General features: G+C 70.3%; 12 protein-coding genes and 1 pseudogene. 12 read left to right on the top strand and 1 reads right to left on the bottom strand.

From position 1 onward, the window contains the following. Positions 1–515: 515 nt before the first annotated feature. The 4 genes from JOD54_RS14780 to JOD54_RS14795 are packed head-to-tail and all read left to right on the top strand — an operon-like array spanning position 516 to position 4,827. Complete coding sequence (locus tag JOD54_RS14780; protein ID WP_204451090.1) at positions 516–1,262, top strand: acyltransferase; 747 nt, start codon at positions 516–518, stop codon at positions 1,260–1,262. A gap of 44 nt (positions 1,263–1,306) precedes the next feature. Next, complete coding sequence (locus JOD54_RS14785) at positions 1,307–2,050, top strand: class I SAM-dependent methyltransferase (RefSeq protein WP_204451091.1); 744 nt, start codon at positions 1,307–1,309, stop codon at positions 2,048–2,050. Beyond that, positions 2,047–3,564 carry a 1,4-alpha-glucan branching protein domain-containing protein gene (locus tag JOD54_RS14790; protein ID WP_204451092.1) on the top strand — a complete coding sequence of 506 codons (1,518 nt, stop codon included), beginning with the start codon at positions 2,047–2,049 and terminating at the stop codon, positions 3,562–3,564. The genes JOD54_RS14785 and JOD54_RS14790 overlap by 4 nt, the downstream gene beginning before the upstream one ends. 12 nt (positions 3,565–3,576) lie before the next feature. After that, complete coding sequence (locus tag JOD54_RS14795) at positions 3,577–4,827, top strand: glycosyltransferase family 4 protein (protein WP_204451093.1); 1,251 nt, start codon at positions 3,577–3,579, stop codon at positions 4,825–4,827. 868 nt (positions 4,828–5,695) lie between these two features. Here the strand turns inward: JOD54_RS14795 and JOD54_RS14800 are convergent. Next, complete coding sequence (locus tag JOD54_RS14800) at positions 5,696–6,511, bottom strand: SAM-dependent methyltransferase (protein WP_239573381.1); 816 nt, start codon at positions 6,509–6,511, stop codon at positions 5,696–5,698. 144 nt (positions 6,512–6,655) lie between these two features. Between JOD54_RS14800 and JOD54_RS14805 the strand changes: the two are divergent. The 8 genes and pseudogenes from JOD54_RS14805 to JOD54_RS14845 all read left to right on the top strand — a co-directional run bounded on the left by JOD54_RS14805 (position 6,656) and on the right by JOD54_RS14845 (position 15,487). Continuing rightward, positions 6,656–7,533: pseudogene (locus JOD54_RS14805) on the top strand (Sco1979 family transcriptional regulator). A 212-nt stretch (positions 7,534–7,745) separates the two neighbouring features. Continuing rightward, a complete protein-coding gene (locus JOD54_RS34145; RefSeq protein ID WP_307860036.1) occupies positions 7,746–8,363 on the top strand; it encodes a DUF397 domain-containing protein in 618 nt (205 codons plus the stop codon). 522 nt (positions 8,364–8,885) lie between these two features. Next, the gene (locus JOD54_RS14820; protein WP_204451094.1) at positions 8,886–9,671 is read left to right on the top strand and encodes an electron transfer flavoprotein subunit beta/FixA family protein; all 786 of its coding nucleotides are present in this window, start codon (positions 8,886–8,888) and stop codon (positions 9,669–9,671) included. A 21-nt stretch (positions 9,672–9,692) separates the two neighbouring features. Further along, complete coding sequence (locus JOD54_RS14825; protein WP_204451095.1) at positions 9,693–10,661, top strand: electron transfer flavoprotein subunit alpha/FixB family protein; 969 nt, start codon at positions 9,693–9,695, stop codon at positions 10,659–10,661. Positions 10,662–10,829: 168 nt separating this feature from the next. Beyond that, positions 10,830–11,594: a GNAT family N-acetyltransferase gene (locus tag JOD54_RS14830; RefSeq protein WP_204451096.1), complete on the top strand. Its 765-nt coding sequence runs from the start codon at positions 10,830–10,832 to the stop codon at positions 11,592–11,594. 4 nt (positions 11,595–11,598) lie between these two features. Further along, positions 11,599–12,465: a lysophospholipid acyltransferase family protein gene (locus tag JOD54_RS14835; protein WP_204451097.1), complete on the top strand. Its 867-nt coding sequence runs from the start codon at positions 11,599–11,601 to the stop codon at positions 12,463–12,465. A 375-nt stretch (positions 12,466–12,840) separates the two neighbouring features. Further along, a complete protein-coding gene (locus JOD54_RS14840) occupies positions 12,841–14,217 on the top strand; it encodes an MFS transporter (protein WP_204451098.1) in 1,377 nt (458 codons plus the stop codon). Between the two features lie 49 nt (positions 14,218–14,266). Continuing rightward, positions 14,267–15,487 carry a cysteine desulfurase family protein gene (locus tag JOD54_RS14845; protein WP_204451099.1) on the top strand — a complete coding sequence of 407 codons (1,221 nt, stop codon included), beginning with the start codon at positions 14,267–14,269 and terminating at the stop codon, positions 15,485–15,487. Positions 15,488–15,490 lie beyond the last annotated feature (3 nt).

Genomic DNA, 15,490 nt, shown 5'->3' on the forward strand with positions numbered 1-15,490 from the left:
GCCCACTCCACCCACTCCGTGGCAGCTCTCGCCGCCTCAAGGTTGTCCACAACGCCTCCGGCGACCCCCAGCCCGCTGTTCACCCTGCCGCCCAACCTGTTCCCCGAACTACCCTCGATTCGGGGGCTGCCTACTGCGCCGTGCCCATTCCAACCGCCGAGATGCCGCGCGCCCCGGCCCCCGGAGCAGTTCTCGCCGCCCTCAGGTTGTCCACAACGCCTCCGCCGATCCCAGCCCGTCTTTCACCTTGCCGCCCAACTCGCCCCTCGAACTACCCTGGATTCGGGGGCTGCCTACTGCGCCGTGCCCATTCCAACCGCCGAGATGCCGCGCGCCCCGGCCCCCGGGACAGTTCTCGCCGCCTCGAGGTTGTCCACAACGCCGCTGGCGATCCCCAGCCCGCTGTTCACCCTGCCGCCCAACCCGCCCCCCGAACTACCCTCGATTCGGGGGCTGCTCAGCACGGCCCCGCCACCCGCGGCCCCGCACCACCGCATCGATTAGCGTTGCCCGCCATGACGTCCATGTGGGGTTCGCCGGTGGTGAGCCGCTTGCGGTTCTGGGGGCGGCGGGATCCGGAGCAGGCCCGGTTCCTCACCGTGGACTCCCTCCGCTGGGTGCTGCGCAACCGCGCCTACACGCCCTGGTACCTCGTGCGGTACTGGCGCCTGCTCAAGTTCCGGCTCGCCAACCCGCACGTCGTCCTGCGCGGGATGGTGTTCCTCGGCAAGGACGTGGAGATCCACGCGCGCCCGGGGTACGGCCGCCTGGAGATCGGGCGGTGGGTGCACATCGGCGACGGGAACGCGATCCGGTGCCACGAGGGGTCGTTGCGGATCGGGGACAAGGCGGTGTTCGGGCGGCAGAACGTCGTCAACTGCTACCTCGACATCGAGATCGGGTCGGCGGCGCTGGTCGCGGACTGGGTGTACGTGTGCGACTTCGACCACGTCACCGCCGACATCAACCAGCCGATCAAGGACCAGGGCATCGTGAAGTCGCCGGTGCGCATCGGGCCGGACACCTGGTTGTGCACCAAGGTCACCGTGACCAAGGGGACCCGGATCGGTCGCGGCAGCGTCATCGGCGCGCACGCGGTCGTGCGCGGTGACATCCCCGACTACGCCGTCGCGGCGGGTATTCCCGCGAAGGTCGTGCGTGATCGGCGGGCCGCCTATGACGCGGATGCCGAGCGGCGGGCGGCGGTCGAGGACATGGCGCGTAAGGCGGCCAAGGCGTTGCGTAAGACGTTGGAGTCGTAGACCCCGGGCGGGTACCCGTCAGTAGCCTCGGTTACCGTGCCACAGTGCCTATAGGTCCCACGCTCCCGCTGACCGGTGAACGCACCGTCCCCGGCATAGCGGAGGAAAATTACTGGTTCCGTAGGCACGAGATCGCCTATCTATACCTGGCCCCCCTCTGCGCGGGTAAGACAGTCCTCGAAGCTGGGTGCGGCGAGGGCTATGGCGCCGCCCTCTTGGCCGAAGAGGCGACCGTGGTCGGGCTTGACTACGACGAGCTCTCCATCTCCCACGTGGCTAAGAAGTACCCGGCGGTGCATGCCGTAAGAGGGAATCTCGCAGGCCTACCGCTGCGTGACGGCAGCCTTGACGTCGTCGCGAACCTCCAGGTGATCGAGCACCTCTGGGACCAAGAGGGCTTCTTGCGCGAATGTCGCCGCGTCCTGCGCCCGGGCGGGCACCTGCTGATCACCACCCCCAACCGGATCACCTTCTCGCCCGGCCGCGACACCCCGCTCAACCCGTTCCACACCCGCGAGCTCGCACCGTCCGAATTGGACGAGATGGTCCGCGCCGCTGGGTTCACCACCGACTACCTCGGCGGGGTCCACCACGGCCCCCGGTTGCGCGAACTCGACTCCCGGTTCGGTGGGTCGATCATCGACGCGCAGGTCGAGGTGGTGGTCGCGGGGGCGGAGTGGCCCGAGGAGTTGTTGACCGCTGTCGCAGGCGTCGAAGCGGGCGACTTCGAGGTGACCGACCGGGACCTCGACGGCAGCCTCGACATCGTTCTGGTCGCGCGCGCATGAGCGAGGTCGGCGGGTTCGCCCTGGTCCTGCACAGCCACCTGCCGTGGCTGCCGCACCACGGGACGTGGCCGGTGGGGGAGGAGTGGCTCTATCAGGCGTGGGCGCATTCCTACCTACCGCTGGTGGACCTCCTGCGCCGCCTAGGCGATGAGGGCGCGCGCGATGTTCTCACTCTTGGCGTGACCCCGGTCCTCGCGGCCCAACTAGACGACCCTTACGCATTACGCGCGATGCACGACTGGCTCGGCAACTGGAACCTGCGAGCCCAATACGCAGGGGTCCGTTGGCAAGGCGACGATCCGAGGCTGCGCACTGTTGCCGCGAACGAGTTCCAGGCATCGGCGACGGCTCTTAGCCAGTTCGAGTCCCATTGGCGCCACGGGTTTTCCCCTGTGCTGCGGCCACTTGTCGACAATGGCGTCATAGAGCTGATCGGCGGCCCCGCGACGCACCCGTTCCAGCCCCTGCTTGACCCACGACTACGCGCGTTCGCGCTAAGACTCGGCCTGGACGACACCGCGCTTCGGATCGGTCACGCCCCTAAGGGCATCTGGGCGCCAGAGTGCGGGTACGCGCCAGGCATGGAGGCCGGGTACGCGGCAGCGGGTGTTCGACGGTTCTTAGTAGACGGCCCAGCGCTTCACGGTGACACTGCCTTCGCCCGCACAGTAGGCGACTCCGACGTCCTCTGCTTCGGCCGCGACCTAGAGGTCACTTATCGCGTGTGGTCTCCCAAAGCGGGCTACCCCGGCGACAGCGCCTACCGCGACTTCCACACCTACGACCACCCCACCGGCCTCAAGCCCTCGCGCGTAACCGGCCGCCAGGTGGCGCCACACGACAAGAAGCCCTACGAACCTGCCCTCGCCGCAGAGGCCCTTCAGCGCCACGTCCACGACTTCGTCGACACGGTCGTTAGGCGGCTCAAGGAACTCCGCGACCGGCACGGCCGCCCAGGACTCGTTGTGTCCGCCTACGACACTGAACTCTTCGGCCATTGGTGGCACGAAGGTCCCGCGTGGCTCGAAGCCGTCCTACGTGAGCTGATCCGCGTAGGCGTCAACGTGACAACTCTGCGCGGTGCCATAGAAGCCGGATATGTCGCGGGCCCTGTAGACCTACCGGCGTCCTCTTGGGGATCCGGCAAGGACTGGCGCGTCTGGGATGGCGCCCAAGTGGCCGATCTGGTGGACGCGGGTGCCGCGCTCCAGCGCGACCTGCTCGACCTCATCGACACCACGCCCGCGTCCACCGGCCGCGACCCCGTCCTCGACCAGACCGTCCGCGAAGCCCTCCTCGCCCTCTCCAGCGACTGGGCGTTCATGGTCACCAAGGACTCCGCCGCCGACTACGCCCGCCGCCGCGCCAAGGTGCACGGTGATCACTACGCGGAGCTGTCCGCGCTGGTCAGGGCCGGGTCTGGCGATCGCGCGCTGGTCAGGGCGCGGCAACTGCGGGGCATCGACGGCCTGTTCAGCGGCCTCGACGCACGCGCTCTGCGTACCCACAAGTAGGGTTGCCGGACCATGCGCGTGCTGATGTTGTCCTGGGAGTACCCGCCGGTGGTCGTCGGCGGCCTCGGCAGGCACGTGCACGCCGTCGCCAGGCACCTCGCCGCGCTCGGCCACGACGTCGTCGTGCTGTGCAGGCACGAGGCGGGCACCGACGCGCACACCCACCCCACCGAGGACGTCGTGCACGAGGGCGTGCGCATCGTGCGGGTCGCCGAGGACCCCACGCACCTGGTGTTCGAGCAGGACCTGGTCGCCTGGACGCTGGCCATGGGGCACGCCATGATCCGCGCGGGCCTGGCCCTGCTCACCCACTGGCGCCCCGATGTCGTGCACGCCCACGACTGGCTGGTGACCCACCCGGCGATCGCGCTGTCCGAGCAGGCGGGCGCCCCGCTGGTCGCGACCCTGCACGCCACCGAGGCGGGCAGGCACAGCGGCTGGCTCTCGCACCCCCTCAACCAGCAGGTCCACTCCGTCGAGTGGTGGCTGGCCAACCGCGCCGACGCCCTGATCACCTGCTCCTCGGCGATGCGCGCCGAAGCCGCCCACCTGTTCGAGGTCGACCAGGACACCATCACGGTGATCCACAACGGCATCGAACCCCGCGACTGGCGCATCCCGGCCAGGTCCGTCCGGGCCGCCCGCACCCGCCACACCCCCGACGGCGCCCCCCTGCTGGTGTTCTTCGGCAGGCTCGAGTGGGAGAAGGGCGGCCACGACCTGATCGCCGCCCTCGCCAAGGTCCGCCGATCACACCCCGGCACCCGCCTGGTGATCGCAGGAAAGGGCTCCCAGGCTGTTGCGCTGGAAGAGCTGTCCCGCAAACTCCGCGTACGCCGCGCCATCGACTTCGTGGGCCACCTCTCCGACCGCGAGCTGGTAGCCACCCTCTCCGCCGCCGACGCAGTGGTGCTCCCCAGCCGCTACGAACCCTTCGGCATCGTCGCCCTAGAAGCCGCCGCCGCCGGAGCCCCCCTCGTAGCCTCCACCGCAGGCGGCCTAGGCGAAGTAGTCCTCGACAACGAAACCGGCCTCTCCTTCACCCCCGGCGACGTAGACGCCCTAACCACCGCAATCCGCAAAGTCCTCAACGACCCCCCAGCGGCACGCAAGCGGGCCAGAGCAGCCAAAGCCCGCCTCCCCGAAGCCTTCGACTGGACCCGCATAGCCACCCAAACCGCCGAGGTCTACCGCTCCACCCACCCCACCCCCCACGCCCCCCTAGGCCGCCCCAAAATAGCCACCGGCAACGCCTTCGCCTAACCACCAGGCAACCACTTGGGCGCTCGGCAGCAGGAGCGCCAGAGCAACCACCCGACTCCGACGGCGTTGTCGACCGCTGGACTCTCGGGGCTCAGGTGCCGGGGCGACCACCTGATTCCGGCGGCTTTGCCAGCCGCTGGACGCTCGGCGCTCAGGTACCAGGGCAACGCCCCGACTTCGGCGGCTTTGCCGACCGCTGGGCACTCGGCGCTCAGGTGCCAGCCCAACCCACCGAGTCAGCCCACCCAGCACAGCCCGCCGAGCCAGCCCCGCCAGCCCAACCCACTGAGTCAGCCCACCCAGCACAGCCCACCGGGCCAGCCCCGCCAGCCCAACCCACTGAGCCAGCCCACCCAGCACAGCCCACCGGGCCAGCCCCGCCAGCCCAACCCACTGAGCCAGCCCACCCAGCACAGCCCACCGGGCCAGCCCCGCCAGCTCCACCACCGCTCCCGGAAGCCGCCGGTGCCAGCCCACCCCACCGAGCCAACCCCGCCAGCCCGACCACTGGACACTCGGAGTCGCTGGTGCCATCTGCTCGATGGGGTGGACCTGTTTTGTGTGGGGGGACGATAGTCGTAGCCTTGCCTCGCTGCAGGGCCATGCTTTTCGGCCCCTGCTTTGCGGTCCTGCCACGGCTGTCGTAGGGGCCCCGCGCAAAACAGGTCCACCGCATCGAGCCTTCACCAAAATCGCGACCGGACCCGATGCCGCAGGCGAGGCGTCCAACGAAGATCACCCGCCTCAAGAGCCCCCGATATACAGCTTACCGAGGCACACCGACAAACGAGGCACACGAACAGCAGCCTGTGGACAGCCGAAGCCGTTGTGGACAAGCGAAGCCGTTGCGGGCAATCCTCCCGCGTGATCAGCGCTTGATCCCCAACCCACCCACAATGCAGTACTGCACCTCATCCAACGGCCGCAACCGCGGTCCGTCCGGCCACCACTGCGCGCACAGCTCCACCCCCGGCTCGATCATCTCCAGCCCCACGAACATCCCCTCGATCGCCCGCCGCGTCCGGAACAGCCCCGTGCCCATCGGGCTGTGCAGGAACACGTCCTCCATCCGGCGCGCGAGGGGCGAGTACTGCGTCGTCTCCGGGTCGTAGAAGTGGGAGATGCCCACGATGGAGCCCGCCGGTAAGGCGTCGACGTAGGTGGCCATGATGTCGGCGGGGGAGCGGGCGCCGTCGTAGTGGTGGATGGTGCCCATTTGGAAGAGGGCGATCGGTTCGGTGAAGTCGAGGTTGCGGCGGACGGTCTCGTTGGCCAGGACCTGTTCCGGTTCGAAGATGTCCTCGGCGATGAAGTGGGTGCGGTCGTTCTCCTCGAGCAGCGCCCGCCCGTGCGCGAGGACCACCGGGTCGTTGTCGACGTAGACGACGGTGGAGTCGGGGCGGATGCGTTGGGCCACCTGGTGGGTGTTCTCGGCGGTGGGCAGGCCGGAACCGCAGTCGAGGTACTGGCGGATGCCGGTCTGCAGCGCGATGAACCGGGTGGCGCGGATCAGGAACTCGCGGTTGTCGAACGCCAGTTGCGCGGCCTCCGGGGCCACTCGCTGGACCCGGCGCAGGACCTCGCGGTCGATCTCGTAGTTGTCCTTGCCGTTGAGGAACGCGTCGTAGACCCGGGCGATGCTCGCCTTGGTCGTGTCGATGCGGATCGGTTCGCGGGGGACCATCGTTCCTCACAGAACGTCGTAGATCGTGGACGTTGCGCACTCAAGGAGTACGCTCACCCTAGGGGTACCCGCGCGGTTGATGCCACGCTGGGTTTCGCCGCCGTGACGCGCGGTGGTTGAGCCGCTGGCGGAAGGGACGAGGTTGTGGCCGAGGTTCGTGGAGACGCTGGGCAGAGTTCTGGTCCCACGGCGCGCCGGATCGTGCTTGGCTCGCAGTTGCGCAGACTGCGGGAGCAGGCCGAGATCACCCGCGCCGACGCCGGGTACCACATCCGGGGCTCCGAGTCGAAGATCAGCCGGATGGAGCTGGGCCGGGTCGGCTTCAAGGAGCGCGATGTCGCGGACCTGCTGACCCTCTACGGCGTGCACGACCAGACCGAGCGGACCCAGTTCCTCGACATGGTCAAGCAGTCCAACGAACCGGGCTGGTGGCACCGCTACAGCGACCTGATGCCCACCTGGTTCCACGACTTCGTCGGCCTGGAGGAGTCCGCGGCGCGGATCCAGACCTACGAACTGCAGTTCGTAGGTCTGGTCTGCTGCAGACGCCCGAGTACGCGCGGATGCTGACCCACCACGCCAGACCCGATCTGCGCGAGGAAGAGGTCGACCGCCGGGTCGCGCTGCGGATGTCGCGGCAGAAGGTGCTGCAGCGGCTGGACGCGCCGAAGCTGTGGGTGGTCATCGACGAATCGGTGCTGCACCGGCCGATCGGCGGCGCCAGGGTGCTGCGGGAGCAGATCGAGCACCTGCTGGAGATGACCAGGCTGCCCAACATCACGCTGCAGGTCATGCCGTACCCGCTCAGCGGCTACGCGGCCGAGGGCTCGTTCACCATGCTGCGCTTCATCGAGTCCGAACTGCCCGACATCGTCTACATCGAGCACCTCGGCGGCGCGATCTTCCTCGACCGCGTCGATGAGATCGAGCGCTACAGCCGCGTGGTCGACCGGCTGACCGTCGACGCGGAGACCCCGAGCCGTTCCCGCCAATTGCTGAGCAAGCGGCGCGAGGAGATCTGAAGTCCGTTTTCCGCGCCCACCGGCCATTTCGGCTGGTGGGCGCTTTCGCGCGCGGACAACGCGATCCGGTTGCGCAGACAATCTTCTCGTGCGACTGCCCCTTTCGGATGCACGTGCATTTGCTGGGCCGCTCAGTCGTGTTACCGTCGTCACGATCAACGCACGTGCACCTGCACACAGTGACGACAGTGACGGCCGAAGGCGGAGGTCCAGTGTCTGAGTTTCGCAACGGAATGGCGGCTGACGGGGTGCCCGGAGCGCGGTGGCGCAAGAGCTCCCGCAGCGGCGCGGTGGGCAACTGCGTCGAGCTGTCGCCGGTCGACGACGCGCGCACCGCGGTCCGCGACTCGAAGAACCCCTCGGGCCCCGCGCTCCTGTTCCCCGGTTCGGTCATCGCGTCGTTCACCCGTGCCGTGAAGGACGGACACGTCGCGACCACCGACGCCTCCCACGCCGCCGAGGCGTACCTGCGCATGCTCGTCTCGCGCGGGTTCGAGTTCCTGCACCCGCGCGACGCCAGCGGTGAGATCGCCGCCGTCGTCGGGGTGCGCGCGCACCACAACGTGATCGACGTCGTCCGGCTGCACGCCGAGGACGAGGTCATCGCCACCCGCCTGCCCGGCGACACCGACGACGTGCTCAACCCCAGCGTCGTGCTCTGGCACCGCGAGGGCTGGGCCGCCGAGGTGCTGCGGCAGATGATCGACCTGCCCGACGACCGCACCCCCGGCTCACTCGGCCAACTGCGCGAAGACATGGCCGCCGTCGGCAACGGCTGCTGGGTGCCCACGGCACCGGGCCGCTCGCGCTGGCTGCCCGCCTCCGCCTGAGCCCACCGCTCGATTCCCGGCTCGACCCAGAAGGCCACCCCCGACCCCGGGGTGGCCTTCTGGCGTTCAGGACCGCCCACCGCCCACCGCCCACCGCCCAGCGCGAGGCCGCCGTCGTGTCGACCAGCGCGCCCGCCACCGCGGTCGCCTTAGCGGTCCGAAAAGCTGGCCCACCCCCCGGGCGACGATGTCGGTGTTCGACCTGCCCCCGCCCTGTTGGCCGCGCGCCGCGCCCCGCTGACCTCGCCCGGCCTGGCCTCGCGCCGCGCCCAGCGCCTCGCCTGCCCCGCCCTACTGGCCCGGCCTCGCCGCGCCCGTCCCGCGCCTCGTCCTGTGGGGACTGTCACGGTGCCACTGCGATCGCGTCTGGCGCTACCGGCTAGTAACATCGCGGTGGTAAAGCCCACCGTGCCCGGCACGGCCGCGGCATGGCAAGGTCAGCCGAACCGCACGAGAATCGCGCCGACCGGCATACCCGCCGTCCACCACACGGTGCTCGTCCCAGGAGGTCGAACAAGACCCATGCCAAACATCGTTGTCCTGGTCAAGCAGGTGCCCGACACCTACTCCGAACGCAGGCTCGCCGATTCCGACCACACCCTGGACCGCGAGTCCGCCGACGCGGTGCTCGACGAGATCAACGAGCGCGCCGTCGAGGAGGCGCTGCTGATCAAGGAGGCGCAGGGCGGCGAGGTCACCGTGCTCAGCGTCGGACCGGAGCGGGCCACCGAGGCCATCCGCAAGGCCCTGTCGATGGGCGCGGACAAGGCCGTGCACGTGTCCGACCCCGCGCTGCACGGCGCCTGCCTGCTGCAGACCACCAAGGTGCTGGCCGCCGCGATCGGCAAGGTCGACGGCGTCGACCTGGTGATCGCGGGCAACGAGGCCACCGACGGCCGCGGCGGCGCGGTGCCCGCGATGCTGGCCGAGGTCCTGGGCTACCCGCAGCTCACCCACGCCCGCAAGGTCGCCATCGACGGCTCCACGATCACCGTCACCAGGGAGACCGACACCGGGCTCACCCACCTGTCGGCGACCCTGCCCGCGGTGGTCAGCGTCGGCGAGAAGATCAACGAGCCGCGCTACCCCTCGTTCAAGGGGATCATGGCCGCCAAGAAGAAGCCCGTCGAGACCTTCACCGTCGCCGACCTGGGCATCGACGCGGGCCAGGTGGGCCTGGCCGCGGCCAGCACCACCGTGCTGGAGGCCACCCCGAAGCCGCCGCGCTCGGCGGGCCAGCGGGTCGAGGACGCCGGGGACGGCGGCAGCAAGATCGCCGAGTACCTCATCGGCCAGAAGCTCATCTGACAACAACGAGGAGGAACCCCCATGTCTGAGGTACTGGTCCTCGTTGACGAGGTCGACGGCGAGGTCAAGAAGGTCACCTTCGAGCTGCTCACCGCGGCCCGCGAGATCGGCGAACCCGCTGCCGTCGTGGTCGCCGCGCCCGGCACCGCCGCGAAGGTCAAGGAGTCGCTGGCCGCCTACGGCGCGGCCAAGGTGTACGTCGCCGAGTCCGACGACGTCGCCAACTACCTGCTCACCCCCGCTGTCGACGTGCTCGCCGCCCTGGTCGCGGCCAAGTCGCCCGCGGCGGTGCTGATCTCGGCGACCGCTGACGGCAAGGAGATCGCCGGACGGCTCGCCGTGCGCACCGACTCCGGCCTGCTCATCGAGGCGATCGGCCTGGAGAGCTCCGGCGGCGACGTCGTCGGGGTGCAGTCGATCTTCGGTGGCGCGTTCACGGTCAAGGCCAAGGCCAACCGGGGCACCCCGATCGTCACCGTCCGCCCCGGCGGCGTCGACGCGGTCGAGGCCGCCGGTGCCGCCGCCGAGGAGACCGTCGAGGTCCCCGCGGTCGAGGCGGCCAAGGCGACCGCGATCACCGGCCGCGAACCGATCGTCGGCGGCGACCGGCCCGAGCTGACCGAGGCCTCCATCGTGGTCTCCGGCGGCCGCGGCGTCGGCTCCGCGGAGAAGTTCGACGTCGTCGAGAAGCTCGCCGACTCCCTCGGTGCCGCCGTCGGCGCCTCCCGCGCCGCGGTCGACTCCGGCTACTACCCGGCCCAGTTCCAGGTCGGCCAGACCGGCAAGACGGTGTCCCCGCAGCTCTACGTCGCCCTCGGCATCTCCGGGGCGATCCAGCACCGCGCGGGCATGCAGACCTCGAAGACCATCGTCGCGGTGAACAAGGACGCCGAGGCGCCGATCTTCGAGATCGCCGACTTCGGCGTCGTCGGCGACCTGTTCGCCGTCGCACCGCAGCTGACCGACGAGGTCGCCAAGCGCAAGGGCTGATCGTCTGGTGTTCGGCGAGGGGGCGGTCCGCGACGGGCCGCCCCCTCCGCCGTTCCCGAGCGGGATTCACCTCATCCGGACCGCGGAACCGGCAATTCACTCAGTTGCCACTGTCGCGTCACGGCAAAGAACACACACCCGACGCCGACATCGCCCTAATCTCCTGGTATGACGCAGGCCCAGGTGCTGGTCAGCACTGCGAAGCCCGGAATCGACGCACCCACCTACTCACTGCTCGTCGCGCACGACGGCTCCGAGGTCGAGGCCGCCCAGAGACTGCGCTACCAGGTGTTCGCCGAGGAGATGGGTGCCACCCTGCACACCTCGGTGCCCGGTCTGGACATCGACCACTTCGACCCGTTCTGCGACCACCTCGTGGTCCGCGAGGACGCCACCGGCGAGATCGTCGGCACCTACCGGATGCTGCCGCCCGAGCGCGCCGCCGAGGCCGGATCCCTCTACTCCGACACCGAGTTCGACCTCACCGCGCTCGCGGGCATCCGCGGCGCGCTGGTCGAAACCGGCCGCTCGTGCGTGCACCCCGACCACCGCAACGGCTCCGTGGTGAGCCTGGTGTGGGCGGGCATCGCGCGCTACATGTTGTTGTCCGGCCACGGTTTCCTCGCCGGGTGCGCCTCGGTCCCGCTGGCCGACGGCGGATCGCTGGCCGCCGGGGTGTGGCAATCGGTGCGCGACAAGCACTACAGCGACGAGCACCAGCGCGTCAGCCCGCGCACCCCGTGGGACTTCTCGACCGTCGAGGCACCGGCGCGCGCGGTGATGCCGCCGCTGCTCAAGGGATACCTGCGGCTGGGCGCCAAGGTCTGCGGCCCGCCCGCCCTCGACGCCGACTTCGGCGTCGCCGACTTCTTCGTCCTGCTCGACCTGGCCAACGTCGACCAGCGCTACCTGAAGTTCTTCCTGGGGGAGTAGAGCCATGGCGCACGACTGGATGCCCACCTCGCCCTGCGGCACGTCCTGCCTCACCGACGGCGAACCCACCGTCGGCCGGGCCAGGGCCGCGTTACGGCTGTCGGGGGCGATCGCGGTGCTGCTGGTGGCGGCGCTGTCGGTGCCGGTGATGCCGGTGATCGGCCGCGCGGGCCGCGAACTGCTCGCCAAGCGGATCTTCCGCGCGGTGCTGCGCTCCTTCGGCGTCCGCCTCGTGGTGCGCGGCGCGGAGGCGCTGCGGGCGGGGAGCAGCCGCGGCGCACTGGTGGCCACCAACCACATCTCGTGGCTCGACATCGCCGCGATCAACGCCGTCCGCCCGATGCGGGCCCTCGCCAAGGTCGACATCCGCTCCTGGCCCGTCCTCGGCCGGGTCGTCGCCGCGGCGGGAACGCTGTTCGTTGACCGGGAGCGCCTGCGGTCGCTGCCCGCGACGGTGGCCGAGTTGGCGTCGTCGCTGCGCTCGGGTTCGCTGGTGTACGTCTGCCCGGAGGGCACCACCTGGTGCGGCCAGGGCATGGGCAAGTTCCGCCCGGCGCTGTTCCAGGCCGCCATCGACGGCGGCGTGCCGGTCCGCCCGATCGCCCTGCGCTTCCACCTGGCGGACGGCCGGGAAACCACCACGCCCGCCTTCATCGGCACCGAAACCATCGTCGACTCCGTCCGCCGCGTCGCCCGCCTGCGCGGCCTGGTGCTGGAGCTGACCGTCCTCGACGAACTGGCCCCCGGCCGCGCCGCCAACCGCAAGGAGTTGGCCGCGCTCACCGAAGCCGCCATCAACTCGTCCCTGGACCGCGTCACCCCCATCCCCGCCCAACGCCCCCGCCGCCGCCCCGCCACCCTCCGCGCCTGAGCACCGCTCACAACCGAGAGCGCCGCCCACAAACGAGAGCGGTGCTCTCGCGTCACGAGAGCGTTGGCCGCAATCGAGAGCACTGCTCTCGCCTTGCTGGACCGCCGCTCGCGAAAGAGAGCGTCGCTCTTTTGTAAGTGCCCTGCTCTCGCTCGGTGCTCCGACGGCGGCCGAGAGCGCTGCTCTCATATAGGAGCGCCGCTCATAATCGAGAGCGATGCTCTCGCCTTGCTGGACCACCGCTCACTATCGAGATCAGTGCTCTTGTTCGAGAGCGGTGCTCTCGGTTGTGAGCGGTGCTCGTTGTCGAGGTCACTGCTCCCGGGTGCGGAAAGGGCTGGACCTCGACCCAGGTTGAGGTCGGAAGATGAGGGAGTGACCAGCTCCGAGACCGTCGACCAGTCCGCTCCCCGGGTCCACCTGTGGGGCCCCAGCACCCGAGCCACGACCTTCGGGATCCTCCTCCTGGTCACCATCGGCGCCTTCGAGCACCTGGGCGTCTCCACCGCCCTGCCGAGGATGCTCGCCGAGTTGGAGGGCCAGCACCTCTACTCCTGGCCCTTCACCGCCTTCCTCTCCGCCAACGTCGTCGCCACTGTGGTGAGCGGGTGGGTCTGCGACCGCATTGGCGCAAGAGCGGTCCTCATGGTCGCCCCCGCCCTCTTCCTCCTAGGGCTTCTCGTCGCCGGCACCGCGGAGTCGATGCCTGTCCTCTTAGCCGCACGGGTTCTCCAAGGGCTAGGCCTGGGCGGCGAGGTAGTGGCCATCTATGTCCTAGTCGCGCTCGTGTACCCAGAGCGCGTCCGCCCGGCTGCCTTTGGGCTGCTCGCTGCGGCTTGGGTGGTGCCCTCCATCGTTGGCCCCACTCTGGCGGGCATCGTCACCGAGCGGTTCGGCTGGAGGTGGGTCTTCCTAGGCCTCGCACCGCTAGCCGTCCTCGGTGTGGTTCTTCTCATTCCGAGCCTGCGCGGCCTGCCGAAGCCAGACAAGTCCGATAGCCCTATGCGCAAGGGGCTCCCTCTAGCGGCACTGGCGGCAGCTATAGGCATCCCGGCGATCAGTTGGGCCGCGCAACACCCCTCTATTGCCACCCTCTGGCTAGGCCTGGGCGGACTGGCCCTCCTCATCCCCGCGCTCCGCACCCTCCTACCCCGAGGCACCCTCAGAGGGCGCCCCGGCCTCCCTAAGGTCATCCTCGCGCGCGGCCTCTTCGCAGGCGCCTTCTTCGGCGTAGAGGCGTTCGTCCCGCTCACCTTGACGAGCGTGCACGGGCTCTCTCCCGCCCTCGCGGGTCTCCCGCTTACCGTTGGCGCTCTCGGCTGGTCCTTCGCCTCCGCGTGGCAGGGCAGGCGGCCCGACATCCCGAGGACGACGCTCATCCGCGTCGGGTTCGCGATCCTGGCCGCCGGGCTGGCGGCGATGGTGTTCGTCGCCGTGCCGTGGGGGTCGCCGTGGGTGGCGGCTGTGGTGTGGACCGTGTGCGGGGCGGGGATGGGGTTGGGCTTCCCGTCCATCAACGTCCTCGCGCTGGGGCTCTCGCCCGCGGGTGAACGGGGGTTCACCTCCTCGGCGCTGCAGGTCAGCGACACCCTGTTCTCCGCGACGCTGGTCGGGCTGGGGGGTGTGCTGCTGGCCGCGCTGGCCTCGGCGGCGGCGCCGACGGGCGCGGTCGTGCCGATCGACCTGGTGATGGCCGCCGTGGCGCTGCTGGGGGCGGTGGCCTTCCGGCGGTCGACCGACGACCGGGTGTGAGCTGGCCCGGTGCTGGACCCGGCTGGGTTCGGTCTACCCTGGGTGCGCGATGACCTACCTCGACCACGCGGCCACCACGCCCATCCTGCCGGAGGCGGTCGCGGCCCTGACCGGGGCGTTGTCCAACCACGGCAACGCCTCCTCGCTGCATTCCGCTGGCCGCAGGGCCCGCCGCGCCGTCGAGGAGGCGCGCGAGTCGATGGCGGCGGCCCTCGGCGCCCGGCCGTCCGAGGTGATCTTCACCTCCGGCGGGACCGAGAGCGACAACCTGGCGGTCAAGGGGATCTACTGGGCCCGCCGCGCCGCCGACCCCGCCCGCGTCCGGGTGCTGGTGTCGGCGGTGGAGCACCACGCGGTGCTCGACGCCGCGCTGTGGCTGGCCGAGCACGACGGCGCCAGGGTCACCCTGCTCGAGGTCGACGACTTCGGCCGGGTGCACGAGGACACCCTGCGCGCGGCCATCGCCGAGAACCCCGACGACGTCGCGCTGGTGAGCGTGATGTGGGCCAACAACGAGGTCGGCACGGTCAACCCGGTGCGCGAGCTGGCGGGCACCTGCGCCGCGCACGGCATCCCGTTCCACACCGACGCCGTGCAGGCGGTCGGCGTGCTGCCGGTCGACTTCGGCCGCAGCGGCGCCAGCGCGTTGACCCTGTCCGGGCACAAGGTCGGCGGCCCGTTCGGTGTCGGCGCCCTGCTGCTGAGCCGCGACGTCACCTGCACCCCGGTTTCGCACGGCGGCGGCCAGGAGCGCGACGTGCGGTCGGGCACCCTCGACGTCCCGGCGATCGTCGCGATGGCCGCCGCGGTGCGGGTCGCGACCGAGCAGCGCGCGCAGCGGGCGCGGCGGCTGACGGTGTTGCGCGACGAGCTGGTCGCGGCGGTGCGCGAGGTCGTTCCAGCCGCGGTGCTCAACGGCGACCCCGGTGAGTCCGAAGTGGATGGTGGACCGTCCAGGCTGCCCGGCAACGCGCACTTCAGCTTCCCCGGCTGCGAGGGCGACAGCCTCCTCATGCTGCTCGACGCCAGGGGCATCGAGTGCTCGACCGGTTCGGCGTGCACCGCGGGGGTGGCCCAGCCCTCGCACGTGCTGCTCGCCATGGGGGTCGAGGCGGCGCCCGCGCGCGGGTCGCTGCGCTTCTCCCTCGGCCACACCTCGACCCCGGCCGACGTCGCCGCCCTCGCCGGGGCGATCGGCCCGGTGGTCGAGCGGGCCCGCAACGCCGGGTTGGCCGGGCTGCGCCGGGGTGTGTCCCCGGCGGAGGTGTAGACC

This window comes from Actinokineospora baliensis (assembly GCF_016907695.1).
Lineage (GTDB): Bacteria > Actinomycetota > Actinomycetes > Mycobacteriales > Pseudonocardiaceae > Actinokineospora > Actinokineospora baliensis.

Bases quoted from the DNA above. Each gene is read 5' to 3' on its own strand.
- JOD54_RS14780 (WP_204451090.1), top strand. From the start codon at position 516: ATGACGTCCATGTGGGGTTCGCCGGTGGTGAGCCGCTTGCGGTTCTGG.
- JOD54_RS14790 (WP_204451092.1), top strand. From the start codon at position 2,047: ATGAGCGAGGTCGGCGGGTTCGCCCTGGTCCTGCACAGCCACCTGCCG.
- JOD54_RS14795 (WP_204451093.1), top strand. From the start codon at position 3,577: ATGCGCGTGCTGATGTTGTCCTGGGAGTACCCGCCGGTGGTCGTCGGC.
- JOD54_RS14800 (WP_239573381.1), bottom strand. From the start codon at position 6,511: ATGGTCCCCCGCGAACCGATCCGCATCGACACGACCAAGGCGAGCATC.
- JOD54_RS14820 (WP_204451094.1), top strand. From the start codon at position 8,886: ATGCCAAACATCGTTGTCCTGGTCAAGCAGGTGCCCGACACCTACTCC.
- JOD54_RS14825 (WP_204451095.1), top strand. From the start codon at position 9,693: ATGTCTGAGGTACTGGTCCTCGTTGACGAGGTCGACGGCGAGGTCAAG.
- JOD54_RS14830 (WP_204451096.1), top strand. From the start codon at position 10,830: ATGACGCAGGCCCAGGTGCTGGTCAGCACTGCGAAGCCCGGAATCGAC.
- JOD54_RS14835 (WP_204451097.1), top strand. From the start codon at position 11,599: ATGGCGCACGACTGGATGCCCACCTCGCCCTGCGGCACGTCCTGCCTC.
- JOD54_RS14845 (WP_204451099.1), top strand. From the start codon at position 14,267: ATGACCTACCTCGACCACGCGGCCACCACGCCCATCCTGCCGGAGGCG.